This is a genomic window from Paraburkholderia phenoliruptrix, from assembly GCF_019511605.1.
Classification (GTDB): Bacteria; Pseudomonadota; Gammaproteobacteria; order Burkholderiales; family Burkholderiaceae; genus Paraburkholderia; species Paraburkholderia phenoliruptrix_A.
Map to the genome: position 1 here is coordinate 163,857 of NZ_JAEUAV010000009.1, position 24,475 is coordinate 188,331.

22 protein-coding genes are annotated in these 24,475 nt (G+C 65.4%); 8 read left to right on the plus strand and 14 right to left on the minus strand.

The annotated features are described in order from the left end of the window. The first annotated feature begins 60 nt into the window (after positions 1 to 60). Positions 61 to 522, plus strand: a complete 462-nt coding sequence (locus JNB89_RS14640) for a hypothetical protein (RefSeq protein WP_220362654.1) — start codon at positions 61 to 63, stop codon at positions 520 to 522. 509 nt (positions 523 to 1,031) lie between these two features. After that, a complete protein-coding gene (locus JNB89_RS14645) occupies positions 1,032 to 2,219 on the plus strand; it encodes a branched-chain amino acid ABC transporter substrate-binding protein (protein WP_220362655.1) in 1,188 nt (395 codons plus the stop codon). Between the two features lie 6 nt (positions 2,220 to 2,225). On the opposite strand, the gene JNB89_RS14650 is transcribed toward JNB89_RS14645, so the two are convergent. Further along, positions 2,226 to 4,169 (minus strand): DUF3857 domain-containing transglutaminase family protein, encoded by a 1,944-nt coding sequence (locus JNB89_RS14650; RefSeq protein ID WP_223216757.1) that lies wholly within the window; start codon positions 4,167 to 4,169, stop codon positions 2,226 to 2,228. 82 nt (positions 4,170 to 4,251) lie between these two features. Continuing rightward, a complete protein-coding gene (locus tag JNB89_RS14655) occupies positions 4,252 to 4,917 on the minus strand; it encodes a hypothetical protein (protein ID WP_013339736.1) in 666 nt (221 codons plus the stop codon). Positions 4,918 to 5,225: 308 nt separating this feature from the next. Here JNB89_RS14655 and JNB89_RS14660 point away from each other — a divergent pair, with 308 nt between their 5' ends. After that, positions 5,226 to 5,363: a hypothetical protein gene (locus JNB89_RS14660; protein WP_167507900.1), complete on the plus strand. Its 138-nt coding sequence runs from the start codon at positions 5,226 to 5,228 to the stop codon at positions 5,361 to 5,363. Positions 5,364 to 5,475: 112 nt separating this feature from the next. On the opposite strand, the gene hutG is transcribed toward JNB89_RS14660, so the two are convergent. The 8 genes from hutG to JNB89_RS14700 all read right to left on the minus strand — a co-directional run bounded on the left by hutG (position 5,476) and on the right by JNB89_RS14700 (position 15,149). Next, positions 5,476 to 6,288, minus strand: coding sequence for an N-formylglutamate deformylase (gene hutG / locus JNB89_RS14665; RefSeq protein ID WP_220362657.1), 813 nt, complete (start codon positions 6,286 to 6,288; stop codon positions 5,476 to 5,478). 78 nt (positions 6,289 to 6,366) lie between these two features. Continuing rightward, positions 6,367 to 7,773: a formimidoylglutamate deiminase gene (locus JNB89_RS14670; RefSeq protein WP_220362658.1), complete on the minus strand. Its 1,407-nt coding sequence runs from the start codon at positions 7,771 to 7,773 to the stop codon at positions 6,367 to 6,369. Positions 7,774 to 7,789: 16 nt separating this feature from the next. Next, the gene (hutI, locus tag JNB89_RS14675) at positions 7,790 to 9,031 is read right to left on the minus strand and encodes an imidazolonepropionase (RefSeq protein ID WP_220362659.1); all 1,242 of its coding nucleotides are present in this window, start codon (positions 9,029 to 9,031) and stop codon (positions 7,790 to 7,792) included. Between the two features lie 87 nt (positions 9,032 to 9,118). Continuing rightward, a complete protein-coding gene (locus JNB89_RS14680; protein WP_223216763.1) occupies positions 9,119 to 9,922 on the minus strand; it encodes a HutD/Ves family protein in 804 nt (267 codons plus the stop codon). 2 nt (positions 9,923 to 9,924) lie between these two features. After that, a complete protein-coding gene (gene hutU / locus JNB89_RS14685) occupies positions 9,925 to 11,613 on the minus strand; it encodes a urocanate hydratase (protein ID WP_013339741.1) in 1,689 nt (562 codons plus the stop codon). Positions 11,614 to 11,742: 129 nt separating this feature from the next. After that, positions 11,743 to 12,438 carry a histidine utilization repressor gene (hutC, locus tag JNB89_RS14690; protein ID WP_220362660.1) on the minus strand — a complete coding sequence of 232 codons (696 nt, stop codon included), beginning with the start codon at positions 12,436 to 12,438 and terminating at the stop codon, positions 11,743 to 11,745. Between the two features lie 21 nt (positions 12,439 to 12,459). Next, positions 12,460 to 13,983: a histidine ammonia-lyase gene (gene hutH / locus JNB89_RS14695; RefSeq protein ID WP_220362661.1), complete on the minus strand. Its 1,524-nt coding sequence runs from the start codon at positions 13,981 to 13,983 to the stop codon at positions 12,460 to 12,462. 227 nt (positions 13,984 to 14,210) lie between these two features. Then, positions 14,211 to 15,149, minus strand: a complete 939-nt coding sequence (locus tag JNB89_RS14700; protein ID WP_220362662.1) for a LysR family transcriptional regulator — start codon at positions 15,147 to 15,149, stop codon at positions 14,211 to 14,213. A gap of 105 nt (positions 15,150 to 15,254) precedes the next feature. Here JNB89_RS14700 and JNB89_RS14705 point away from each other — a divergent pair, with 105 nt between their 5' ends. Both JNB89_RS14705 and JNB89_RS14710 read left to right on the plus strand, forming a co-directional pair. Next, a complete protein-coding gene (locus tag JNB89_RS14705; protein WP_013339745.1) occupies positions 15,255 to 16,166 on the plus strand; it encodes an NAD-dependent epimerase/dehydratase family protein in 912 nt (303 codons plus the stop codon). 167 nt (positions 16,167 to 16,333) lie between these two features. Then, positions 16,334 to 16,516, plus strand: a complete 183-nt coding sequence (locus JNB89_RS14710; RefSeq protein WP_013339746.1) for a hypothetical protein — start codon at positions 16,334 to 16,336, stop codon at positions 16,514 to 16,516. Positions 16,517 to 16,609: 93 nt separating this feature from the next. On the opposite strand, the gene JNB89_RS14715 is transcribed toward JNB89_RS14710, so the two are convergent. Both JNB89_RS14715 and JNB89_RS14720 read right to left on the minus strand, forming a co-directional pair. After that, the gene (locus JNB89_RS14715) at positions 16,610 to 17,362 is read right to left on the minus strand and encodes a DUF899 domain-containing protein (RefSeq protein ID WP_220362663.1); all 753 of its coding nucleotides are present in this window, start codon (positions 17,360 to 17,362) and stop codon (positions 16,610 to 16,612) included. Positions 17,363 to 17,559: 197 nt separating this feature from the next. Further along, positions 17,560 to 18,942, minus strand: a complete 1,383-nt coding sequence (locus JNB89_RS14720) for an NCS2 family permease (RefSeq protein WP_220362664.1) — start codon at positions 18,940 to 18,942, stop codon at positions 17,560 to 17,562. Between the two features lie 561 nt (positions 18,943 to 19,503). Between JNB89_RS14720 and JNB89_RS14725 the strand changes: the two genes are divergently transcribed. Together JNB89_RS14725 and JNB89_RS14730 are read left to right on the plus strand one after the other, a co-directional pair. Continuing rightward, on the plus strand, positions 19,504 to 20,511 hold the full coding sequence (locus JNB89_RS14725; protein ID WP_220362665.1) for a PRC-barrel domain-containing protein: 1,008 nt from the start codon (positions 19,504 to 19,506) through the stop codon (positions 20,509 to 20,511). Further along, positions 20,508 to 21,764 carry an MFS transporter gene (locus tag JNB89_RS14730; RefSeq protein WP_220362666.1) on the plus strand — a complete coding sequence of 419 codons (1,257 nt, stop codon included), beginning with the start codon at positions 20,508 to 20,510 and terminating at the stop codon, positions 21,762 to 21,764. Before JNB89_RS14725 ends, JNB89_RS14730 begins: the two co-directional genes overlap by 4 nt. Before the next feature lie 103 nt (positions 21,765 to 21,867). On the opposite strand, the gene JNB89_RS14735 is transcribed toward JNB89_RS14730, so the two are convergent. After that, entirely contained in the window at positions 21,868 to 22,761 is an 894-nt protein-coding gene (locus tag JNB89_RS14735; RefSeq protein ID WP_013339751.1) for a LysR family transcriptional regulator ArgP, read from the minus strand. A gap of 97 nt (positions 22,762 to 22,858) precedes the next feature. On the opposite strand from JNB89_RS14735, the gene JNB89_RS14740 reads away from it, so the two are divergent. Then, positions 22,859 to 23,479, plus strand: coding sequence for a LysE/ArgO family amino acid transporter (locus JNB89_RS14740; protein ID WP_013339752.1), 621 nt, complete (start codon positions 22,859 to 22,861; stop codon positions 23,477 to 23,479). Positions 23,480 to 23,509: 30 nt separating this feature from the next. Here JNB89_RS14740 and JNB89_RS14745 read toward each other — a convergent pair whose 3' ends face one another. Beyond that, positions 23,510 to 24,475, minus strand: coding sequence for a hypothetical protein (locus JNB89_RS14745; protein ID WP_220362667.1), 966 nt, complete (start codon positions 24,473 to 24,475; stop codon positions 23,510 to 23,512).

Here is a 24,475-nt window from a genome sequence, read left to right on the forward strand (position 1 = left end):
CAGGGCAACGCCCGCGCGGCCACTTTCTCACGCACCCGGCATTCAGCAGACGAGGCATCGATGGACGGTTATATCCGCAGCGAGCGGGAAGAGTATTTTGAGCAGTTGTGCATGAGCGTGGACGCCGACGAGGTGCACGAACAGGAAGCCATCGAGTTCTTCGAAAACCAGTTCGACCAGCCGGACTTCGATCCCGCGCAGTGGCTGGACATCGCGCTCTACTACTCGCCCGCGGTGGCGCGCGGCATCATCGACATGGTGACGCCCGACGACAAGGCGCGTAGCAACATTGCCGAAGTGATCGCGGACAACCTCGACATTTCGTACGGCGAAGACGAGTGCCAGCAGTTTGCGGAAACCATCGAGTTCGCGCTGAACAACGGCGTGCCCGTGGATCTCGACCTCGTGCTGGACGGCTGCCAGCGCGCAATCGACGATCTCGACACCTGGGCCGACCAAGAAACCAAAGCGCCGCTGCTGCGTCTGCGTGAAGAAGTGCTGCGCCAGCAGGGCGAGCGCTAGGGCTCGCTGGCAGTACCGGCCAGGCTGTGCGGCGCGCGTTGTGCGCCGTGCGTCGCGTGGTCTTTCTCTTTCCTCTCTCCTGATCACGCGGCTGGCATGTGCGCGTGCGCCACACGGCGCAACCCGCGCAAGACCGCGCAGCCGCTGTGCCGAAATGCTCATTCAAAGCGTCGCGAACTGCCAAGACGGCTGCATATTGGCTTCCTATATTCGCGCCACATGACCGGCGTGCGAATGCAACGTCGCCTGATCCAGCCTGCGTGATCGCGAGCGTACGCGCCTGCGTGAAACGCCTGCCCGATCGGTGGCAATTCCGCGCTCGCTGAGTGCTGAATGCCGAACGCTGAGTGCTCGCTCAGCATTCGCTGGGTACTTGCCGAGCACTTGCCGAGCACTTGCCGAGCACTTGCTGAGTGCTCGCCGAGTATTCGCTCTGCGCGAGCGCCTCGCGCGACCCGCGTCATCACCTTGCCGCTTTCACACCTGAACTGACGAAGTGAGGAGAGACCATGAGTAAGCACCGCACCAGCCATCACACCGGGCACCCCACCCTGCACAGCATGCTCAAACCGCTTGTTCTGTGCGTCGGCGCCCTTCTTGCCGTCGCATCGGCCGGCAGTTTCGCCGACGACCTGCCGGTCAAGATCGGCTTCGCCGCGCCGCTGACGGGCGCGAACGCCGGCTATGGCAAGGACCTCGAAAACGGCGTGCGTCTCGCCTTAGAAGAAGCCAACGCGCAAAAGATCAGGATCGGCGACAAGCTCGCGCAATTCCAGATCGTTTCGCAGGACGACCAGGCGGACCCGCGCATCGGCGTGCAGGTCGCGCAGAAGCTGGTGGATTCGGGCGTCTCGGTGGTGGTCGGCCACTTCAACTCGGGCACGACGATTCCCGCCTCGCAGGTCTACGAGCAGGCCGGCATTCCGGTGATCGACCCTGCCGCCACCAACCCGATCATCACCGGCCGCGGCTTCGCGAACACCTTCATGGTGATCTCCACCGACGCGCAGAACGCGGGCAACGCCGGCGTCTACGCGGTCGAGGTGACGAAGGCAAAACGCATCGCGATCATCGACGACCGCACCGCCTTCGGTCAGGGCGAAGCGGACGAGTTCGAGAAGGCCGTCAAAGCGCACGGCGGCACCATAGTCGCGCGCGAGTACACCGACAACCACGCGGTCGATTTCAGCACGCAGCTCACCAAGATCAAGGCGGCAAATGCGGACCTGATCTTCTTCGGCGGGCTCGACACGCAGGCCGCGGGCTTCGCGCGGCGCATGAAACAGCTTGGCGTGACCGCGCAACTGGTAGGCGGCGGCGGCGTTGAGGATCCGGAGTTCATCAAGCTCGCCGGCGACGCGGCCGAAGGCGTGATGGCCTGGGAATACGGCCGCCCGCTCGCGCAACTGCCGGGCGGCAAGGACTTTTCCGCGAAGTTCAAGAAGCGCTTTGGCGGCGAGATTCTCTCGTATGCGCCGTTCGGCTACGACGGCGCATGGGCCGCTATTCGCGCCATGCAGCAGGCGAAATCCACTTCGCCCAACGACTACCGCCCCGTGCTGAAGGCGATCGACTTCGAAGGCGTGACCGGCAAGATCTCGTTCGACAAGACCGGTGCGCTGAAAAGCGGCGCCTCGACGCTGTATCAGGTGAAGAACGGCGCGTGGGTGCCGATCGTCACGAAGAGCGGCACCTGAGCGCGGCTAGTTCGCGCTGGCCGCCACACGCAGCCGCGCGGCCTTGACGACAATCTGGGCGTCGAGGTCGCGCTCGATCCGCACGAGATCTTCCTGCATCGCGGCGAACTCCGCGGCGCTGCACATCTGGTGACCGAAGTCGGCGCGAAGCTGACGTCTCACCTGAAGCACCCGCGCCGCCGGATCGAAAACATAGTGCGACGAGAACCTCACGTAGCGGTTCTGCACTTCCGTATCGGCGGGTATGTCGGTCAGCCTCGCAAAGCGCGGCAGCGTGATCTCCAGCGTCTCGTCGAATACACCGCCAGTGCAGGCCCACGGCTGCGTGCGCACAGGCTCGGCAAGCCATGCCTGCACCTGCGAGTCCATGCCGCCGGAAAAGCTCGTCAACGTGGGCACGGCAGTGGTGCCGTCCGTCCAGACGAAATGCTCGAGTTTGCCCTGCATCCATGTCGCGAACGGCCCGTCGGTCGCGGCCACGTCGCCGGTCTGCAATTGCGCGCTGCCATGCAGCCCGGTTTGCAACAGACGATTGCCGGCAATCTGCTGCGTGCGCTGGCGCGATGCACGGCGAAAAACATTGCGCTCGATCTCGGCGGTGAAGCCCGCATCCTCCACGCGATACGCGTAATGCGCCGTGCCGTTTTCGTCGACGTCGATCTGCACGCGGGCCGTCCGCTCACGTTCCTGTGTGGCGGGCGTACGCGAGAGCACCCCCTCGCCGACCAGCAGCACCGGCCGGTCCATGACGGCGACCGGCAGATAGCCGAAACCGACGCCGCCCGCGGTCGTGTCCGCGTATAGCGACAGTTCAGGAATCCAGACAATTGCGTGATTGATGGCGCTCGCGCCGTAACCGGGCACGTCAGGCAAGCTGTAGTACGGCCCGAGGTTGAGCAGCACGGCTTCGCTGCGAATGCCGACCGCCGCCAGCAACGCGCTGTACAGCGCGACGTGGTCCTTGCAGTCGCCATAACGGTTGCGCAGAATGTTCGCGGCCTTGTGCGGGATCGCAGCGGTCTCGCCGAGGTAGAGCGCCACGTAGCGTATGTTCATCCGCATCCAGTCGTACAGGATGTGCGCCTTTTCGCGTGGATCGGCGGCTCGCGCGGTGAGCGACTGCGCGAGCCGCACGATGGCCGGGTCGTCGAACGTAGCGTCGGTAGCGGGCACACGATAGCGCGCCGCGAAGCTCGCGAAGTCGGGCACGGTCGAGACCATCAGGCGATCGCCCCAGTTCGCATAGCCGACCGCGCCCGCTTCGAGCCGCGCATACGGCCCATGCCGGTAGCGGAATTCGTAGCGCGTGCGGCCGTTCGCGGTGACCGGCGGCTGTGCGGTGTAGCCGCGCGCGTCGGCATAAAGCGGCACGTCGGCGGGCAGATCGAAGATCAGGCGCTGCTCCTCTACCGGCTCGCGGGTCGGCTCCACGAGGTACGCGAAAGTGCCCGCCTGCAAGGGCTTCATGCGGGTCTTGCGAAAAGCCAGATGCACGCGCGCGCCCGGCTCTACGCCCGGAAAGATCACTGTGCGCAACACGCCGTCCTGAAAGCTCGGCGCGCCCGCCGAACGCGGCTCCTGAACGTCGCGAATCGCTTCGGGACCGACCACCTGAGTCGCGCCATCGGGGGCGATGGTTTCGGCGGCGAGCAACTGCACCTGCTCGATATCCTTGTTGAACCACACGTAACGTTGCGCAATGTCGTCGACGCCGCTCACGGTGTTCGCGCGCAACACGCTGTCGTCGTGTTCCTCGACCGAACCGTCCTTCTGGATCGTGAAGAGATGCACGTCGCGCTCTGTCGTGTAGGGCGCGCGCTCGTCGGCGGATGCAGCAGACGACGCGTTCGACCCGTTCGACCCGTTCGACCCGTTCGACCCGTTCGACGCCTCCACCGCCTGCGCGCACGCGCCAGAGGCTGCGGCGACGAGAGCAAGCGCCGCGGCCATGCTAAGGCACCTCGGGCGGCGCGTCATGAGCGCCCTGTGCCGCGCGGCGCCCGCGCGAGCCTGCTGCGGATGGGAACGCGCATCAGTCGCCCTCGCCCAATTGCGCAAGCAAAGCCTGCAAGCTCTCCACATGCCGCAGCAGCAAATGACGGTGCTTCTCGATCTGTTCGAGCCGCCCGGCAAGATCGGCCTGAATGGGATCGTCGCGCTCGGCGGCGGCAATCACGTCTTCCACCCGCGATCGCAACGACGTCAGTTCGACCGGCGCATGCGCGAGATGCCGCTCGAAACGCCGCACTTCCTGGACCGCCAGCTCGCGAACCTTGCGGAAATACGCCTGACGCCTATGCGCTTCGGCGTCCAGCGTTTCGTCCTCCATTCGCTTAGCCGGCGAGGCCTGGCCGAAAATCGGCTCGGGCGGCCGCAGCACGGTCTTTTTTCGCACCGGATGCGCGGTGCCGCGAAAGCGCGCGAGCGGCTCTTCGTTGTCGATTGCGGCGCGCGCGTTGGCGGGAATTTCCTCTTCGCTGTGCGGCGTGTTCATCCAGCCGCTCGGCAAGCCGGTCACCGCTTCTATGCCGCGCACGAATTCCTCGCTGAATTCGCGCTGGCCGGACAACATCAACTTCAGATAGCTCGCCGAGAACGTCATCATGCGTGCGAGGCGAGTCGCCGCGCCGACTTCGCGCGTGAGCAGCACGAGATTCGCGCGCCAGACTGGGAGCAGCAATTCGTCGGAATCTTCCATCGCTGGGTCTTCCATCTTTTGCCCGATGTAAGGACGACGCCTTCGTGCGTCATCGTTTTGAAAGGGTAGCCGGTGCATGGCCTCGTCTGCAAGGGCGGCACCGTGGGTCATACGAGCCTTCGTGGCGAAATTCACACGCGTTGCTGCGCGTCAATTCGCACGCGGTTTCGCGCGGTTTCCCATGCGAATGGACACTTGCGCCGCGTCGGCGTTCCTACACGGTACGCATGTGTGTGGCATGCTTGCGTACCGTGCGGTGCATGGCGTGCCGCACCGCAAATTTCACAACACGGATTAAGGGTTTTGTAATGAAGAAGATCGTTCTGGCCATTGCCGCGGCCGCCGCCGTTTTCGGCGCAATTGCTCCCGCGCAGGCAGCTCGCCACCATCACCCGGTTTGCAAGAAGGTCCACGTGCATCACCACTGGGAACGCCACTGCCGTTGATGATGGCCCTCGCGCCGAGGGTAACGACGAACCACGCTGACGCGAAGCGCCGCGTGCATGAAAAAAGCCTCGCCGGTGGCGAGGCTTTTTCGTTATGCGTCAGGCGTCGCGATCAGGCAGCGTTGACGCGCTCCAACGCCGTCGTCACGAGTTGCTCGAGCAAAGGCTCGATCTTTGCGGCCAGCGCTTCATCGTAGGCGTACGGCAACTGTTCCTGCATATAGGTGATCTGCGACAACTCCAGTTGCACCGCATGCACGCCTTGCGAAGGCTGACCATAATGCCGCGTGATATAGCCGCCCTTGAAGCGGCCATTGGCGACGGCGGAATAACCGCCATGCCGCTCGACCACCGCCGCAAGTTCCTCCGCCAGACCCGCCACCGCGCTCGCGCCGTTCGAGGTGCCGAAGTTGAAGTCGGGCAAGCGCCCTTCGAAAAACCGCGGTACGTGCGAGCGGATCGAATGCGCCTCCCACAGCAGCACCTTGCCGTGGCGCGCCTTGAGCGCGGCAAGCTCGCTCGCAAGCGCGGCATGATAGGGCATCCAGTATGCGTCGCGACGGCGGGCCACTTCTGCTTCGTCCGGTAACTGGCCTTCGCGGTACAAAGGCTCCTTGTCGAAGGTATCGACAGGCAGGAGCCCTGTAGTGTCCTGCCCCGGATACAGGTTTGCGCCGTCGGGCGGCCGGTTCAGGTCGATCACGTAGCGCGCATACGTAGGCGTGAGAATCGACGCGCCCATCCGCCTGGCAAATGCATACAGCCGGTCGAGGTGCCAGTCGCAGTCGTCGGTGCGTTGCGCGACCGGTGTCATCGTCGCGGCAATGTCCGCGGGAATCCGGGTGCCCAGATGCGGGATCGAAATCAGTAGCGGCAGGCTTCCGCTGTGCAGCGTGAAAACCGGCGGGGTGTTCTGATCAGTCATGTCAGTCCTGGAGCGAAAGAATCTTGCGGCAACGCGGGCGTGCCGCCCATTTCACGCATGCACCGCGTGCGCTTTGTGTCATTTGAGCAGTTCGGCGAGTGCCGTGCGATAGCGCGCGTAAGCGCCCTCTTCGTCGCGATGCCGGCGCTGGTCGACTACCTTGTCTCCGCCTGCATACACATCGCGAATCGGCGTCTCGCCATGCTCGCAGAATACCAGGCCCGAGAGCCACGCATGCGGCGCATGCTCGGCGATGCTCGGGTGGTCCGGGTCCAGCACGAGCCAATCGGCACGATGGCCGGCTTGCAAGGCGCCGGTTGCGCGGCCGGTGGCCTGCGCGCCGCCGCCGAGCGCTGCGTCGAACAGACGATCCGCCACATACGAAGCCTGCGCGGACGCCAGCACGTTGCGTTGCCGGCGCACGAGACGCTGCCCGTATTCGAGCAGACGCAGCTCGGCGCGCCAGTCCACGCCGATATGACTATCCGAGCCCACACCCATGCGGCCTTGCGCGTCGAGATAATCGTGCGCGGGGAAAATGCCGTCGCCGAGGTTTGCTTCCGTGGTCAGGCACAGGCCCGCAACCGCGCCGCTCTTTGCCAGCGCGAGCGTCTCGCCGGCGTCCACATGCGTGGCGTGCACGAGGCACCACCTGCTGTCGACATCGAAACGGTCGAGCAGCCATTGCACCGGACGTGCGCCTTCGGTTTCCAGGCAGGCGTCCACTTCGGCAGTCTGCTCGGCGATATGGATGTGAACCGGCGCACTGCCCTCGAGTCCCTGCAACAGCGCGCGCAGCGACTGTTCGGAGACCGCGCGCAGCGAATGCGGCGCCACGCCATAGCGCAGCGCCGGGTTTTCCGGCCGCGCCGCACGCAGTGTGGCGAGCAGTTCGAGCAGGCCCTCAGGCGTATTGACGAAGCGGCGTTGGTCTTCGCGCGGCGCACGGGCGCCGAAGCCGCTGTACTGATACAGCACCGGCAGCATCGTCATGCCGATGCCGGCCGCCGACGCCGCGTCCACGACGCGTTGCGCGAGTTCCGCCTGGTTCGCGTAACGGTGGCCGTCGGGCGCGTGATGCACGTAATGGAATTCGCACACGGACGTATAGCCCGCTTTCAGCATTTCAATGTAAAGCCACTGCGCGACGCTCGCCAGACCTTCAGGCGTGATGCGCGCGGCAAAGCGATACATCAGGTCGCGCCAGCTCCAGAAATTGTCGGTCGCGCCTGCGCCTGAGGCCGCGCGATATTCGGTGAGGCCCGCCATGGCGCGCTGAAACGCATGCGAATGAAGGTTCGGCATGCCAGGCAATACTGGACCTGCGGCTTTGGGCGTGCCCGCGTGCGCTTCGTCAGTGATCGGTGCATCGGGCGTGACCGCTGTCAGCGTGCCGCCAGCGTCCCATTCCAGCAGCACATTGCGGCGCCAGCCGTCCGGCAGATACGCGTGGTCAGCAAACAGCGACTGTTTTGCTTGTGTCATCTCTCAGGTCCTGGCTTCAGTTTGCGCCACGTGTCAATGCATTATGTTGCGGACGGTAGACCGTCTCGCCCGAGCGCACCACGCGTTCGCACAGCGGGCGCCCCATCCAGTAAGCGAGTTCGGCAAGCGAATCGACCGACCACACCGCAAAGTCGGCCGCACGCCCTGCGTGCAGCGCACCGTGCTGCTCGGCCTTGCCGAGCGCGCGCGCCGCGTGGGTCGTCACGGCTTGCAGCACTTCCGGCACTGTCATGCGAAACAGCGTGGTCGCCATGTTCATCATCAACAGCAGCGACGTGGCAGGCGAGGTGCCGGGATTGCTGTCCGTCGAAATGGCAATGGGCACTTCGTAGCGCCGCAGCAGTTCCAGCGGCGGCAGTTGCGTCTCGCGAATGAAGTAGTACGCGCCGGGCAGCAGCACGGCCACCATGCCTGCTTGTTTCATCGCGGCGACGCCTGCTTCGTCGAGAAACTCGAGATGGTCCGCGGACAGCGCGCGATGCCGCGCGGCAAGCGCCGTGCCGCCGCCGTTGGACAACTGCTCCGCGTGCATCTTGACGGGGAGCCGGTAGCGCGCCGCGGCATTGAACACGCGCTCGCTCTGTTCCAGCGAAAAACCGATGCGCTCGCAGAACACATCGACGGCGTCGACCAGACCTTCGTCGACGAGCGCGGGCAGCATCGTGTTGCAGACCTCGTCGATATACGCGTCGGCGCGGCCCGCGAATTCCGGCGGCAATGCGTGCGCGCCGAGAAAGGTCGTGTACACCGTCACCGGATAACGCTCGCCCAGTTGGCGCGCGACGCGCAGCATCTTGCGCTCGCTGGCGAGATCCAGTCCGTAACCCGACTTGATCTCGACCGTGCTCACGCCTTCGGCGAGCAGCGCTTCAAGCCGCGCGGCCGCCTGGCTGAACAACGCTTCTTCACTGGCCGCACGCGTGGCGCGCACCGTGGACACGATGCCACCGCCCTGGCGCGCGATCTCTTCATAGCTGACGCCCGCGAGGCGCTGCGCGAATTCGTCGGCGCGCTGCCCGCCGTACACGAGATGCGTGTGACAGTCGACGAGACCCGGCGTCACCCAGGCGCCCTGCAAATCCTCGCGCGGCCACGCGGCGAAAGACGCAGGCAGTTCGGCGGCCGCGCCGAGCCACGCTATCTTGCCGTCTTCCACCGCAATGGCGGCGTCGGGCAGCACATGGTTCGGATCGCCCTCAGGGCACAGCTTCAATTGATGCCAGACGGTTTGCTTCATCGCATGCTCTTTGCAGCTTCTCGCTGCCTGTTGCGTACTGTGGAGCTTCGCGCGCATGCGCCACGTGGGCAGACGCGCGAAGCGTCGTCATCGTTGCGTGTAGCGGATGCTGATTGCGAGCAACGCGCCCGCGCCTTCTATCGTGCACGACAGCGCGTTCGGGGCGTCGATGCGCAAGGTGTCGCCCGCTTGCAGCGCGTACGCTTGTGTGTCCGCATGCGCGTGCGAGGCTGCGGGCGGCTTGGGGTGTGCCTGGGGTTGCGCTTCAGCGGGCGCTGCTGCATCGCTCAGAGTGATGGTCGGCGCCCCGCTCGCGCAGTACAGCAGCGCAACGTCGGCGGATAGCGTGCGTCGAAGTTGCTGCGACTGCTGCTGCGCTTCATGCTGCGCATTTTGCTGCCCTTGCTGCTGCGTCCCGCGCCACACCTCCAGCTCGCCTTGCGCAAAGCCGCGCCGCACCATCAGATTGAAGTCGCGCGTCGCGCCGTCGACCAGGCGCGCGTCGATGCGCGCCTCGCCCGCAAACCGCGCAATATCGAGCGGTTGCGTCAATGCATGGGTCGTCACGGCAGCGTCGCTTTGCACTTCGTCGAGCAGCATGCCCGCACCGGCGAGCAGCACCAGCGTGCGATCGATTCCTGCAAAGCGCGAAAACGGCCCGGCTTGCGCAACGTCCGCCACGCTCACGCGCCATACGAACGTATCGAGCCCCGCGTCTGCCGGATGCGCCGCCACTTCGCGCGTGACGCCGCCGCCGTTTTTCCACGGCGACGCCACCAGTTGCGCCGCGCGAATCAACGTGACGGCGCCGGCAGAAGCACTGCTACTGCCATTTACTCCCGCGTTCGAGCGAGGGTTCGCCCCCGCCTCACTGCTGCCCGCCAGCGTCATGCTCAACGGCCCAGCATCGGCAGCTTGAGACCCGCCTCGCGCGCCGTTTGCTGCGCGAGCTCGTAGCCGGCGTCCGCATGACGCATCACGCCGGTTGCCGGATCGTTGAACAGCACGCGGCCAAGGCGCTCCTTCGCGGCATCCGTGCCGTCCGCGACGATCACGACGCCCGCATGCTGGCTAAAGCCCATGCCGACGCCGCCGCCGTGATGCAGCGATACCCACGACGCGCCGCCCGCGGTGTTCAGCAGCGCATTGAGCAACGGCCAGTCGCTCACGGCGTCCGAGCCGTCCTTCATCGATTCGGTTTCGCGATTCGGGCTTGCCACCGAACCGGTGTCGAGGTGATCGCGGCCGATCACGATCGGCGCCTTCAGCTCGCCGTTCTTCACCATTTCGTTGAAAGCCTGGCCGAGGCGGTAGCGATCCTTCACGCCGACCCAGCAGATGCGCGCCGGCAAGCCCTGGAACGCGATACGCTCGCGTGCCATGTCGAGCCAGTTGTGCAGATGCGGATCGTCGGGAATCAGCTCCTTGACCTTCGCGTCCGTCTTGTAGATGTCTTCGGGATCGCCCGACAGCGCGACCCAACGGAACGGCCCCTTGCCTTCGCAGAAGAGCGGTCGGATATACGCCGGCACGAAGCCCGGAAAGTCGAAGGCGTTTTCCACGCCCATTTCCAGCGCCATTTGACGAATGTTATTGCCGTAATCCAGCGTGGCCGCGCCGCGCTGCTGCAGCGTCAACATGGCCTGCACCTGTTTGGCCATGGACTGCTTGGCCGGAACGACAATAGAGTCCGGCGCGGTCTTCTGACGCTCGCGCCAGTCTTCCAGCTTCCAGCCTTGCGGCAGGTAGCCGTGAATCGGATCGTGCGCGCTCGTCTGGTCGGTCACGCAGTCAGGCGTGATGCCGCGCGCCACGCACTCGGCGAACACGTCCGCGGCATTGCCGAGCAAACCGATGGATACCGCCTTGCCCGCCTGCTTCGCTTCGTCGAGCATTGCGAGCGCTTCGTCGAGCGTGTGCGCCTTTTTATCGACGTAACGCGTCTTCAGACGGAAGTCGATGCGCGTCTCGTCGCATTCCACGGCGATCATCGAGAAGCCGGCCATCGTGGCCGCGAGCGGCTGCGCGCCGCCCATGCCGCCCAAGCCGCCGGTCAGGATCCAGCGGCCCTTCGGGTCGCCGTTGAAATGCTGGTTCGCCACCGAGAAGAACGTTTCGTACGTGCCCTGCACGATGCCCTGGCTGCCGATGTAGATCCAGCTGCCCGCCGTCATCTGCCCGTACATCATCAGGCCCTTGCGGTCGAGTTCGTGGAAATGCTCCCACGTCGCCCAATGCGGAACGAGGTTCGAATTGGCGAGCAGCACGCGCGGCGCGTCGGCATGCGTGCGGAACACGCCGACCGGCTTGCCCGACTGGATCAGCAGCGTTTCGTCTTCGTTCAGGTCTTTCAGCGACTCGAGAATCTGGTCGAAGCAATCCCAGTTGCGCGCCGCGCGGCCAATGCCGCCGTACACCACCAGCGCATGCGGATGCTCGGCTACTTCGGGATCCAGATTGTTCTGGATCATCCGGTACGCGGCTTCCGCGATCCAGGTCTTGCAGGTCTTCTGCGCACCGCGCGGCGCGCGGATCGTGCGAGTGGGATCGAGACGCGGATCGATGTGTTTCGGATTGTTCATGGTGGCCCTCGGAATGCCTGAGATGATCGGAATAAGTCGAAGATGAACGAAAAGCGTTGAAGAAAAACCGTTGATTAACCGTGGATTGAGCGTTGACTGAGCGTTAACTAAGCGTTGATCGATGTCCGATCAGAAGTGTCCGGTGAAGCGGTAGCGGCTGCCCGGGTGCCAGAGGTTCGCAATCGACGCAACCTGGCTTTGCGACCACGTGCGCCGATGCAGCACGAGGCAGGGCTCGAGCTCGTCCATGGTCAGCAGCTCGCGGGTGTCGCCGTCCGCCGCCAATGCCTCGATGCGGTATTCGACGCGCTGCAGCGGCGCGACCCGCACGAGATACTGGTTCGGCGTGGTGTTCGTGAAGTCCTGCGACGCGTAGTCCGGCGCGACCGCCGGATTGACCCAGCGCTCTTCGAGCTGCACCGGCTCGTCGTTTTCGAAATGCAGCACGCGCGAATGGAACACCGGACTGCCCGCGCTCACCTGCATTTCCTCGGCAAGCGCCGCGTCTGCAATGCTCGCGCCGATGTGCAGCACCTTCGCGTGGTAGCGATGCCCGCGCGCGACGATTTCGTCGGAAATGCTGCGGATCGCGACCAGCGTCGACTCGTACTTGGGACGCGCCACGAAAGTGCCCGAGCCCTGCACGCGCGTGAGCACCTGCTCCGAGGTCAACTCGCGCAACGCGCGGTTGACCGTCATGCGCGCGACGTTGAATTCGCGCGCGAGCTCGTTTTCGGACGGCACCTGGTCGCCTTCAGCCCATTCGCCCGCATGGATGCGCGCGAGGATGAAGTCCTTGATGCCCTGGTAGGCCGGTGCGTTCATGGGCTGCCGCTCGCTGTGCGCTTATTGTTCGGAGACGAAGGAAAACGGGCTCAGCTTCGCGATCGTGCCGTCCTGCACGAGACGCGTCACGGCCGCGATGTCCGGCGCAAAGTAGTGGTCGAGCTCGTAATGCGCGACCTCGTTGCGCACCACGTCCATCACTTTTTGCAGGCTCGGACTCGTCTTGTGCGGCGCGCGCAGGTCGACGCCCTGAGCCGCGGCAAGCAGTTCGATCGAGAGGATATTGGCCGTGTTGTCCGCGATGTCGCCGAGCTTGCGCGCGGCGAACGTGGCCATCGAAACATGGTCTTCCTGGTTGGCCGATGTGGGCAATGAATCGACGGACGCCGGATGCGCGAGCGTCTTGTTTTCCGATGCCAGCGCGGCGGCGGTCACGTGAGCGATCATGAAGCCGGAGTTCACGCCGCCGTCGCGCACGAGAAACGGCGGCAGGCCGGACAGCGTGGCGTCGATCAGCAGCGCGATGCGGCGCTCGGCCAGCGCGCCGATTTCCGCGGCGGCGAGCGCGAGATTGTCCGCGGCGAACGCCACCGGCTCGGCGTGGAAGTTGCCGCCCGACAGCACTTCGCCCGTGTCCGGGAAAATCAGCGGATTGTCGGAGACGGCGTTTGCTTCGACGAGCAGCACGTCCGCGGCATGGCGCATCTGGTCGAGACACGCGCCCATCACCTGCGGCTGGCAGCGCAGGCTGTACGGGTCCTGCACCTTGTCGCAGCCGGCGTGCGACGCGTTAATGCCCGAGCCTTGCAACAGGGAACGGTAAGCCGCGGCTGCGTCAATCTGGCCTTGATGACCGCGCAATTCGTGAATACGCGCGTCGAACGGCTTGACCGAGCCGGCCGCCGCATCCACCGACAATGCGCCCGCCACCAGCGCGGTGCGGTACAGGTCTTCGATCGCGAACATGTTGTAGAGCGCGAGCGCCGTGGATGCCTGCGTGCCGTTCAGCAGCGCGAGACCTTCCTTGGCTTGCAGCGTGAGCGGCTTCAGGCCGACCAGCGCAAGGCCCTCGGTGGCCGGCAGGCGCTCGCCCTTCGCGAACACTTCGCCGACGCCGAGCAGCACCGCCGACATGTGCGCGAGCGGCGCAAGGTCGCCGGACGCGCCGACCGAGCCCTTGACCGGAATCACCGGCAGTACGTCCGTGTTGTACAGCGTGATGAGCGCTTCCATGACTTCGCGACGGATGCCCGAATTGCCGCGGCCGAGACTGGACAGCTTCAGCGCGATCAACAGGCGCACGACCGGACGCGACATCGGCTCACCCACGCCCACGGCGTGCGAGAGCACCAGATTGCGTTGCAGCAGTTCCAGTTGATCGTGCGGAATGTGCGTGCTGGCAAGACGCCCGAAGCCCGTATTGATGCCGTAGGCCGGCTCCCCCTTGGCGGCGATCTGCGCGACGGCTTTCGCGCATGCGTCGATGGCCGCATGGCTCGCCGGGTCGAGTTGCAGCGGCACGTGGCCGCGCGCGATCTGGCGCAGTTGCGGGAGGGTCAGGTGGCCGGGCTTCAGAGTCATCATGGTGGTTGTCCTGTCTATACAATTTCGGAGAAGTCTAGCCGGGCGGCGTTGTATATACAACTTGTTTTCAATATTCGGGTGCCCAGGACTTTCCACTAATGCCGGCCGGGCCAAGCGCTGACGGGGCGTGGCACGTCAGCCGGGACGAGCACGGCGCGGCGCTGCGTGCCGCAAGCTGCCGGGAGAGGCCGCCTGAACCTGTATATACACCTTCAGAATTCGCGCCGCTACAACTGGACGCGTGCCGCAATGAAATCCAGGAAACACTGCACGCGCCCCGCGAGCGACGCACTCTGGTAATACACGGCACTGACCGGCTGGCGCTCGTCCAGCAACGCGCCGCCGAGAATGGGCACGAGCCGTCCGTCGCGGATGTCGGCGGCGGCCATGAAATCGGCGAGACATGCGATGCCCCAGCCGGCGAGCGCGAGCTGCCGCAACGTCTCGCCGCTCGACGCTGTGATGGACGGCTCGATCTTCAACGGTTCGGGCTTGCGGTCGGCAGCCGAGCTGCTGCTCTCGCCCTTCGTCCGTTTGTGGCCGCCTCGCTCGCGCAACGGCCAGCGGTTCAAATGCTCGGGCGCGGTAAAGCCGATCAGCCGGTGCCCGCGCAGCGCATCCACCGTTTTCGGCTCGCCGTGTGCCGCAAGGTACGCGGGGCTCGCGACCACGCGCAGCTTGCTGCGCCCGAGCGCGCGCGCATGCAGCGTGGAGTCCTGCAGCGCGCCGATGCGAATCGCGATGTCCACCTTCTGTTCGAGCAGATCGACGATGCGCTCGTTGCTGGTCAGCTCGAGACGAATCTCGGGATACAGCTCGGAAAACGCCGTCATGTGCGGGGCGATGCAGTGGAGCATGAACGGCGACGCCGCGTCCACGCGCAGCCTTCCCGATGGGCGGCGGCGCTTGAGCGTGACGGATTCCTCGGCCTCTTCCATCGCGTCCAGAATGGCGCGCGCACGCTGCAAGAATCCTTCGCCCTCTTCCGTCAATTGCAAGCGGCGCGTCGTGCGCCGCACGAGCGCGGTGTCGAGCTTCTTTTCGAGGCGCGTGAGCGCGCGGCTCACGCCCGAAACGGTCTGCCCCAGCTTTTCGGCGGCCGCCGTGATCGAGCCGCTGTCGATCACGCTGACGAACACCTGCAATTCGTCCGTGGAAGTTTTCATTATTGATTCCGGGTCAAGATTGATTTGAGACTAACACGCTTTTTGCGAGAATCGAGACGGCGGATACTGCATGCCTGTCATCGTGTTTCCACTCGGGAGAAGCTCTTGAAGATTTTCATTACAGGCGCAAGCGGTTTTATCGGCGGTTCGATTGCGGCGCATCTCGTGCGCGCGGGTCACCAGGTGCGCGGTCTGATCCGCAAGCCCGAACATAGCGGCGAGCTGAAGCGGCTCGGCATCGAGCCGGTGCTCGGCACGCTCGACGACCGCGCATTGCTGATTGCCGAAGCGCAAGCGGCCGACGCGGTCATCAACGCCGCGAGCAGCGATCACGAAGGCGCGGTGAGCGCGCTGATCGAAGGGCTCGCGGGCTCGGGCAAAGTGTTTCTGCATACGAGCGGCTCGAGCATCGTCGGCGATGCGTCGGGCGGCGAAGCAGCCGAGGCACGCATCTATCACGAAGACGCGCTGCCCCAGCCGACCGCCGACAAGGCCGCGCGCGTGGCCATCGACCGCCAGGTGCTGGAGGCGGCCCAACGCAATATCCGCTCGGCCGTGCTGTGCAACACACTGATCTACGGCCATGGCGCGGTGGCGGGTAGCGCGAGCGTGCAGTTGCCGCGGCTCGTGCGACAGGCGCAAAAGAGCGGCGTGGTGCGCCATGTCGGCAGCGGCGGCAATACGTGGTCGAACGTGCATATCGACGACGTCGCCGAACTCTACCGGCTCGCGCTCGAAAAAACCCCGGCGGGCACGTTCTACTTCGTCGAGAGCGGCGAAGCGTCGTTTCGCGACATGAGCGCCGCGATTGCGCGCGCAATGAAGCTCGGCGCGCCGCAAGACTGGCCGCTCGAAGAAGCGCAAAAGGAATGGGGCTACGAAATGGCTTCGTATGGGCTCGGCTCGAACAGCCGCGTGCGCGGCGAGCGCGCTCGCAAGCTGCTCGGCTGGCAGCCGAAGCGCACCTCGGTGATCGAGTGGATCGAGCAGGACATGATGAAAGGCCAGGCAGCGTAAGCTGCGTAAGCGCCGACGTTGCTAATCCGTAAGCTCCAGTCGATAAAATCCCGCTCAACCGGTCCACGCAATTGCGCGGACCGGCTTTGCTCCGCGGTTCGCAGTGCGAGCCGCCCATGAGCCCGGATTAATTGATGACGTTGCGATGACGTTGCGATGACCTTGCAATGACCTTGGCGCTGAATTTCGACTGGCTGACCAACCTGCTGGCAATTCTCTTCGTCGTAGCCTGCATTTACGATGCACGCTACGACGAGTACGGCACGTTGACGCTGTCGGCGGCCGTGATGAGCCTCGCCGTGATGGCGATCGAACTGTTCCTCAAGCCTGCTTTCGACATGGCGTTGTGAGCGCGGCGCGCGCAGGTCTTTTTCGGTCGGCTCGTTTTCGGCCGGCTTGTTTTCGGCCCGCTTCTGCCCAACGCCGCTCCGCGAACTATCCGCTCACGAGCCGCAACCGGCGCAAGCGCCGCGAGGCCGCTCGTCCTCATAGCGGTCGTGGTGTCTGACCCAATCGGTCAGACTGCTGGTTTCATTGCGGCCCTTCGGCGTCACGTCCAGATGCGCGCACGTGTTGATGAAGCGCTCGTCGCCGCGGCCGTAGCACGAATAGGTGTGGTACACGTCGCCGTGCGAGTCCCGATAGAAGACGCTGTGGCCGTGCTGTTCGTCGATGCCCACGTCCTGCTCGGTAAAGTTGTACAACGCCTTTTTGCTCGCGAGCTGCTCGGGCGTGAACGACACGTGATAGTCGAAATTGAAGTCGCTTCCCGCCGACGACACCCAACGAAACGTCCAGCCCATGCGCTCCTTGAACGCGGCGATCTTCGCGAGCGGCGCATGCGACACCGTCACGTACGACACATCGTGATGTTCGAGATGCGTGACGATTCCCGACATATGATCCGACAGGAACGAGCAGCCGACGCAGCCCTCTTCCCAGTCCGCGCCGAACATGAAGTGGTAGACGATCAACTGGCTACGTCCGTCGAACAGATCGGCAAGTGTCTTTGCGCCCTGCGGCGTGTCGAATGTATAGGTCTTCTCGACCTTCACCCACGGCAATTCGCGGCGTTTGCGCGCCAGTTCGTCGCCCGCGCGCATGTGGGCTTTCTCCTCGGCGACGAGCGCCCTGCTCGCCGCGAGCCATTCTTCTCTTGAAGCCGTCCGGTGTTGCGGGTCTCTCTGAGATTCCATTTTCGCCTCCGTGACAGTGACATGCAGCGTCATTGTGCAACCAGGCGGCGAAGCGTGCGCGGCGATTAGATGTGCGGCGTGCGCGGCGCGTCGGCGTGCGGGGCGTGCGGCACCTGGCGCGTCCACGGCGTCCACGGCGCGCGCGGCGTTCGCGGCGTGCCGCCGCATCGGCGAACCGCCGCCGCGCCCCTACCGCATCAGATCGCCCAGCCGCCCAGGTAAAAACCGACCAGCACGATTGCAATCACCACCGTGCCCACGTTCAGCTTGCGGTATTCGCCGCTCACCACGCGGCCGATCACGAGCGTCGCGAAGCCCAGCATGATGCCGGTCACGATATTCGCCGTGAGCACGATGAAGACCGCGCACATGAGACCCGACATCGCGTCGACCATATCGTCCATATGCAGCTTGCTGACGTTGGAGAGCATCAGCAGGCCCACGTACATCAGCGCGGGCGCCGTCGCGTACGAAGGCACGAGTCCCGCGAGCGGCGAGAAGAACATCACGCCGAGAAACAGCAGGCCGACCACGGCCGCGGCCATGCCGGTCTTCGCGCCGGCCGCCACGCCGACGGTCGATTCGATGTACGCGGCAGCCGGCGCGCCGCCGAGCAGCCCCGAAAAAATCGAGCTGACCGAATCCGCCGTCAGCGCCCGCCCGCCGTTGATGATGCGGCCGTTCGCGTCGAGCTGTCCCGCCTGGCCGGCCACCGCGCGGATCGTGCCGGTGGCGTCGAACACGGCCGTCATCACGAGTGCGAGTACGCTCGGCAGCACCGCCATCGAGAGCGCGCCCTTGAGGTCCATCGCGCCGATCAGCGACTCGTGCCCCGGCGCGCTCAGCGACGGCACCGCGAACACGCCATGAAACGACACGGCCGGATCGACCAGCAGCGCAAGCGCCGAAATCGCGACGATCACGATCAGAATCGAGCCCGGCACGCGCCGGCGCACCAGGCCGAAAATCGCCGCGAGTCCAGCCACCGACATGAGCGCGGGCAACGCCGTGATATGCCCGAGCGCGACCGGCAGACCGGCGCCCGGATTCCGGACGACGAGACCCACGTCGTTGGCGGCGATCAGCAGCAGGAAAAGACCAATGCCGATGCCCGTGCCGTGCGCGATGCCCGAGGGCAGATTGCGCAGAATCCACGAACGCACGCCCGTCACCGAAATCGCGGTGAACACCACGCCCATCAGGAATACGGCGCCGAGCGCCACCGTCGGATGCAAGCCCTTGCCGAGCACGAGACCGAACGCAGTGAAAGCGGTCAGCGAAATGGCGCAGCCAATCGCGATAGGCAGGCGCGCCCACACGCCCATCAGCAGAGAGCCGAACGCTGTCGTCAGGCACACGGCGACGAACACTGCGCTCGTGTCGAAGCCCGCCTTGCCGAACATGCCTGGCACGACGAACACGGAATAGACCATCGCGAGAAAAGTGGTGATGCCCGCGACGATCTCCTGGCGCTGCGAGCTGCCGCGCGCGGTAATCTCGAAGTAGCGGTCGAGCAGCCCCCTCGTGTCTAACGACTCGGCGCCGGCTTCGGAAAGCGGCTGGGCGTGGGGTTCCATCATGATGAGTGCCTCCTTTATCAGCATGCTGAAACGGCCGTCATCGTGGCCGTCATCAGGTTCGTCTCTTTGCGTTGATTAATGTCGCGCGGGGTGGCGCGCTTTTGGTCGCTTTCGGTCCGCTTTTGGTCCGCTTTTTTTGGTCCGCTTTCTGCCCGCGTCTAAACCGCAAAACCGCTTTGGAATCGCTTCCCGGCGGCTTTGTGTTTTTTTGTGTCATGTTTTTGTGTCTCGAAATGTAGGCCACCGTGGATATATCTCCCATCGCATGAATGGCATGCCGGGCATGTCGCGACGCTTATATCGTTCAGACGACGGCACCGCGCGCCCACGATCCACGCGTTTACACCTACGGTTTATGACCGGCGGCCGGCGTCATATGAAAGCAATTTGAGAGCCTCGGAGCCGGGCTGCGATATCCGCCGCGCGGCACGAACCGTGCTTGCCGCCTCGCGCTCAAACGGCCCTCAAAACGGGACCACCCGGCGTCGCGGGTTAAACTCTTGGCCGTACTGTTCACCCGCGGCCCTTTACGGGCCGCCCCGGTCCATGGAGTTTCTCCCGATGAGTGGCGGCTTTTCGCTTCCTGCCTGGCGCCAAACCCTTCTCGCCGCATTCGCGCTGCTGGCGCTTCTCGCGCTGTCCGGCTGCAGCAGCCTGTTGTGGGGCACGCGCCAGGCGCCGATTGTCGAAGCCACGGTAATGCCGGTCGAAGCCGCGAGCGCGCCGGTGGCCGCGTCGGCGCCCGAGCCCGTCGAGACCGAAGCCGCCGAGCCCGAGCAGCCGAAAAAACCGAAGAAGCCGGTCGTCAAGCCGCACAAGGTCGAACCGCCGCCGCCCGTGGTCGCGCCGCCGCCTCCTCCGCCGCCGCCCCCGCCGCTGATTTTCGTGCGCACGATCGAGCGCAGCTACGCCCGCACGCTGCTCGACAGCGAGGTGCAGAAGCCGGATGGCAAGGTCGTCGGACGGGCGGTCGACATGATCGCGGATGCGAGCGGCAAGCCGCGTGAAGTCGTGGTCAATCTGCAAGGCTTCCTGGGCGTGGGCGACCGCAAGGTCAATTTCGCGTGGAATGCATTCCGCTTCACGCCGACCGCGAAGAGCGCGCCGATCACGCTGAACCCGTCGGCTGCGCCGGTGAGTCCGGCAAAGTCGAACACGGCGATGCAGGTCCCGCTGATCGACGCAACCGTCGAGCGCTCGAACGGCGCGAAGGTGGGCCGCGTGATCGACGTGCTGATCGACGCGAGCGCGCAGCCGCAGGCAGTCGTGCTCGACGTCAACGGGATAGTGAGCACGGAGCGGCGCACGATTGCGGCCAACTGGTCGGCGCTGCGCTTCGTCGCGAAAGACAAGGAACTGCACCCGCAACTCGACTTGAGCGACGCGCAGATCAACGCCGCGCCGCCGTATGCGGCCGACAAACCTGTCCGCGCCGTCTCGCCGGCCCCGCCCGCCGCGTCCGCGGCCGCTGCCGCCACGGCGCCCGGCGCGTCGAGCGGTTCCGCAGCGGCGGCCTCTACTTCCGCGGCGGGTTCCGCAGTGGGTTCAAGCGCACGGGCGGTCCGATGACAGGCCGCACTCTGGTTACAGCGCGGAGCCTGCGCGCGCTCGACTGGCTCAATTTCTTCGTCGCCAACGTGCAAACGGGCTTCGGTCCGTTCATCGCGTCGTATCTGGCCTCGCACAAGTGGACCCAGGGCGAGATCGGCCTCGCGCTCTCGGTGGGCACGATCAGCGCGATGGTGAGCCAGGTGCCCGGCGGCGCCGCCGTCGACGCATTGCGCAACAAGAAAGGCGCGGCTGCGTGGGCGATCATCGCGATCATCCTGAGCGCCGTGCTGCTCGCCGCGAGTCCTACGGTGCTGCCGGTGTTCGCCGCCGAGGTCTTCCACGGCTTCGCCAGTTGCATGCTGACGCCGGCGCTCGCCGCGATTTCGTTTGCACTCGTCGGGCGCGCCAATCTCGGCGACCGGCTCGGGCGTAACGCGCGCTGGGCGTCGATAGGCAGCGCGGTCGCAGCCGGGCTGATGGGCGTGTTCGGCGAATACTATTCGCCGCGCGCGGTGTTCTGGTTAACCGCGGGGCTTGCCGTGCCGGCGCTGATCGCCCTCTCGATGATCCAGCGCACCGACACGATCCAGTTGCCGACAGCCGCGCCGACGCCTGCGCAGACCGAGCGGCGCGAGAGCCTGCGCGATTTGCTGCGCGACAAGCGGATGCTGCTGTTCGCCGCCTGCATCGTGCTGTTCCATCTGTCCAATGCGGCGATGCTCAATCTCGCCGCGGGCGAAGTGACCGCCAGCATGGGCGATAACGTGCAGCTCGTGATCGCGGCGTGCATCATCGTGCCGCAAGCGATCGTCGCGATGATGTCGCCGTGGGTCGGCCGTTCCGCCGAGCGTTGGGGACGCCGGCCGATCCTGCTGCTCGGCTTTTCGGCGCTGCCGGTGCGGGCACTGCTGTTCGCCGGAATCAGCAGCCCTTATCTGCTCGTGCCGGTGCAGGTACTCGACGGACTGAGCGCGGCTGTGTTCGGCGTGATGCTGCCGCTGATTGCCGCCGACGTGGCCGGCGGCAAGGGACGCTACAACCTGTGCATTGGCCTGTTCGGACTGGCGGCGGGCATCGGCGCTACGTTGAGCACCACGTTGGCGGGTTTCATCGCCGATCATTTCGGCAATGCGGTGGCCTTCTTCGGGCTCGCCGCGGCCGGGGCGCTGGCCGTTCTGCTGGTGTGGGCGGCCATGCCCGAAACGCGCGACGCCGCCGCCGCGGAGAACGGCGAGCCGGTTGCCGGTGAAGGCGGCTCGGCGGTCAGATAAAAGCTAATGCGGCGCGTGAAAAGCGCCAGAAGCGCGCGAAGAGCAAAAAGCGCAAGAAGCGCCTGCATCGCCGCCGGCCACGCAGGCGCGGTCGCAGGCGCAGCTAGTCGAGAAATTCGGCTGCGCGCTTGCGCAATACCGCGCTGAAGTCGTCGAGCCAGCCAATCGACAAACGCCAGCTCTGCCAGTAGAGATCCACGTCGATATGCTTGCCCGGCGCCATCTGCACGAGTTCGCCGCTCGTCAGATGCGACGCGATCATGCGCTCCGGACACATACCCCAGCCGAGCCCCGTCACGCAGGCACGCAGGAATCCGGCGACGTGCGGTATCCAGTGCAACGGCGGATTCACGTCCGCCCGCGTGACCCGCCGCATGAAGCGCTTTTGCAACTGATCCTTCGGATTGAAATCCACGCACGGCGCGCGGCGCAAACTGTCGCGCCCGACGCCGTCCGCGAAATGGCGCTCGAGAAATGCCGGCGAGCAGACCGCGAGATAACGCATGCGTCCCAGCCGCGTGGAGCGGCAGCCTTGCACCGGCTCGGCCTGAGTGGTCACCGCGCCTTGCACGCTGCCGTCGCGAATCCGCTGCGCGGTGTGATCCTGGTCGTCGATCACGAGGTCAAGCAGCATCTGGCGCTCCGCGCAAAACGGCGCAACGGCGTCGATAAACCAGGTGCCCACGCTGTCGTCGTTGACCGCGACGCGCAGCGCGGGCCAGCTTTCGACGAGACCGCCCGGCAGCGCGGGCACGCGGCCCGTCAATTCCGCTTCGAGCATTTGCACGCGTTCAGTATGACGGCACAGCAACGCGCCCGAAGTGGTCGCGACGCACGGCTGGCCGCGCTTGACGAGCACGCTGCCCACACGCTCCTCGAGCAGCTTGACGCGCTGCGAGACCGCCGAGGGCGTCACGTTCAGTTCGCTCGCGGCACGGTCGAACGAACCGTGGCGCACCACTGCGGCGAGTGCGTCGAGCAACGCATAATCGAGCATTAGCGTTCCTTAATTGGAATTAGGTAAATTAGCTTCTCTTACTGCTTCCCGATCCGCAGACTAGCGGGGTTGGCTCCTTCCGTCTACTGGATCGACTATGAACTGGCTGTCTTTTTCACACGGCGCGGCGTTATGCGCGTCGCTGATCGTCACCATCGGCGCGCAAAACGCGTTCGTGCTCAGGCAAGGCATCATGCGCTCGCACGTCGGCAAGATCGTCGCGCTGTGCGCGCTGTCGGACTGCATTCTGATCAGCGCAGGCGTCGGCGGCGCGTCCGTGCTAATGGAGCGCTATCCGGTTTTTGTGCACGTCATGCTGTATGTGGGGCTCGCTTACCTCGCATGGTTCGGCATCAACGCGCTGCGTCGCGCGGTACGCCCCGGCCACGCGGTGATGGACGCCGACAACGGCTCCGCCGCGCCGCCCGCACAACGCGCGATGCCGATCGTGCTCATGACGCTCGCCTTCACCTGGCTGAATCCGCATGTTTATCTGGACACCTTCCTGCTGGTCGGTACGGCCGGTGCGCGCGAACCGGAAGGCGCACGCGTCGCGTTCGCAGTGGGCGCGATGGCCGTGAGCTGCGTGTGGTTTATCGGGCTGGGTTACGGTGCGCGCGCACTGGCGCCGCTGTTTCGCCGCGCGAATGCGTGGCGCGTGCTGGACGGCGCAATCGGCAGCATGGTGTTGTTGCTGGCGGTGACGCAGTTGCGCTAGGCGCAAGCATTGCGCAACGCCTCCGGCGCACTAGCTTCGCGGCCCTTCGAGAGCGAGCAGTTCTTGCACGAGTTGCGCCGACACATAATGCGGGCCATCGAACAGATAAACCCGATGGCCGCGATACGCGCGCAGTTGCGGCGCAAGCTCCGCTGCGCTCGCCGAGCCAAAGGCGCCGCCCACGGCGGGACGAAACGCCTCGGCGATGATCCGCACGCGGCTTGCCCCCAGCCGTGCTGCCAAAGCGTCCGCGTACTCGCGCGCGGCGGCCGGGCCGCGCGTGTAGAGGCCGCAGCCGTCCTGGAAAAACACGCCGACGTCGCGCGGCAACCAGCCGTTGAGCCACGCGGCAAGCGCCTTGCCGCCAATGTTCGAATTGTCGTAGACGCTGATCCACAAAGGCCGCGGCAAACCACCAAGCAAGGGCCCGAGCGCCGCGGCGTCTTTCCATGTCGGGTCGACTTCGACGGGAAAGTAATAGCCCGCGACGTGAACCGGCGGCCGCATGTCGGCGAGCCTGCGTGACTGCTCGATCAGTTGAGCCGCATGGGCGCGCGCCGAGGTCTCGTCGAAACGGCCCGCGAGGCCGACGATCACATTGCGCGCCCACGGCTCGTTGGCAATGCGGGTCCAGTCGGGCAAGCGGCGAGCGGTTTTCAGGGCATTCGCCGCTGCGGCAGCGGAGCCCGACGAGCCCGCCCCCTCCAGCCCCGGCAGATAAGCCGTGTCGTCCACGGCGGTCCACTGCACCAGCAGATCGCTCACGCCGAGACGCTGCCAGTCGCCGCGTGGATCGAGATGATCGGCGTCCGGCTGCCATACCACGCCTTGCGCGAGGCCGTCTGCGTCGCCGGAACGGTTCGTTGCGCAGCCGCCGAGCAACGCGCTCAACGCCCCTGCGGCCAGCAGCGCGCGACGGCGCCGCGAGCGTGGACCCGCGAGCGCCGCGCGGCGGTCTCGCGAATCGCATTTCCCCTTGCCGTCAGCCTTCGACAT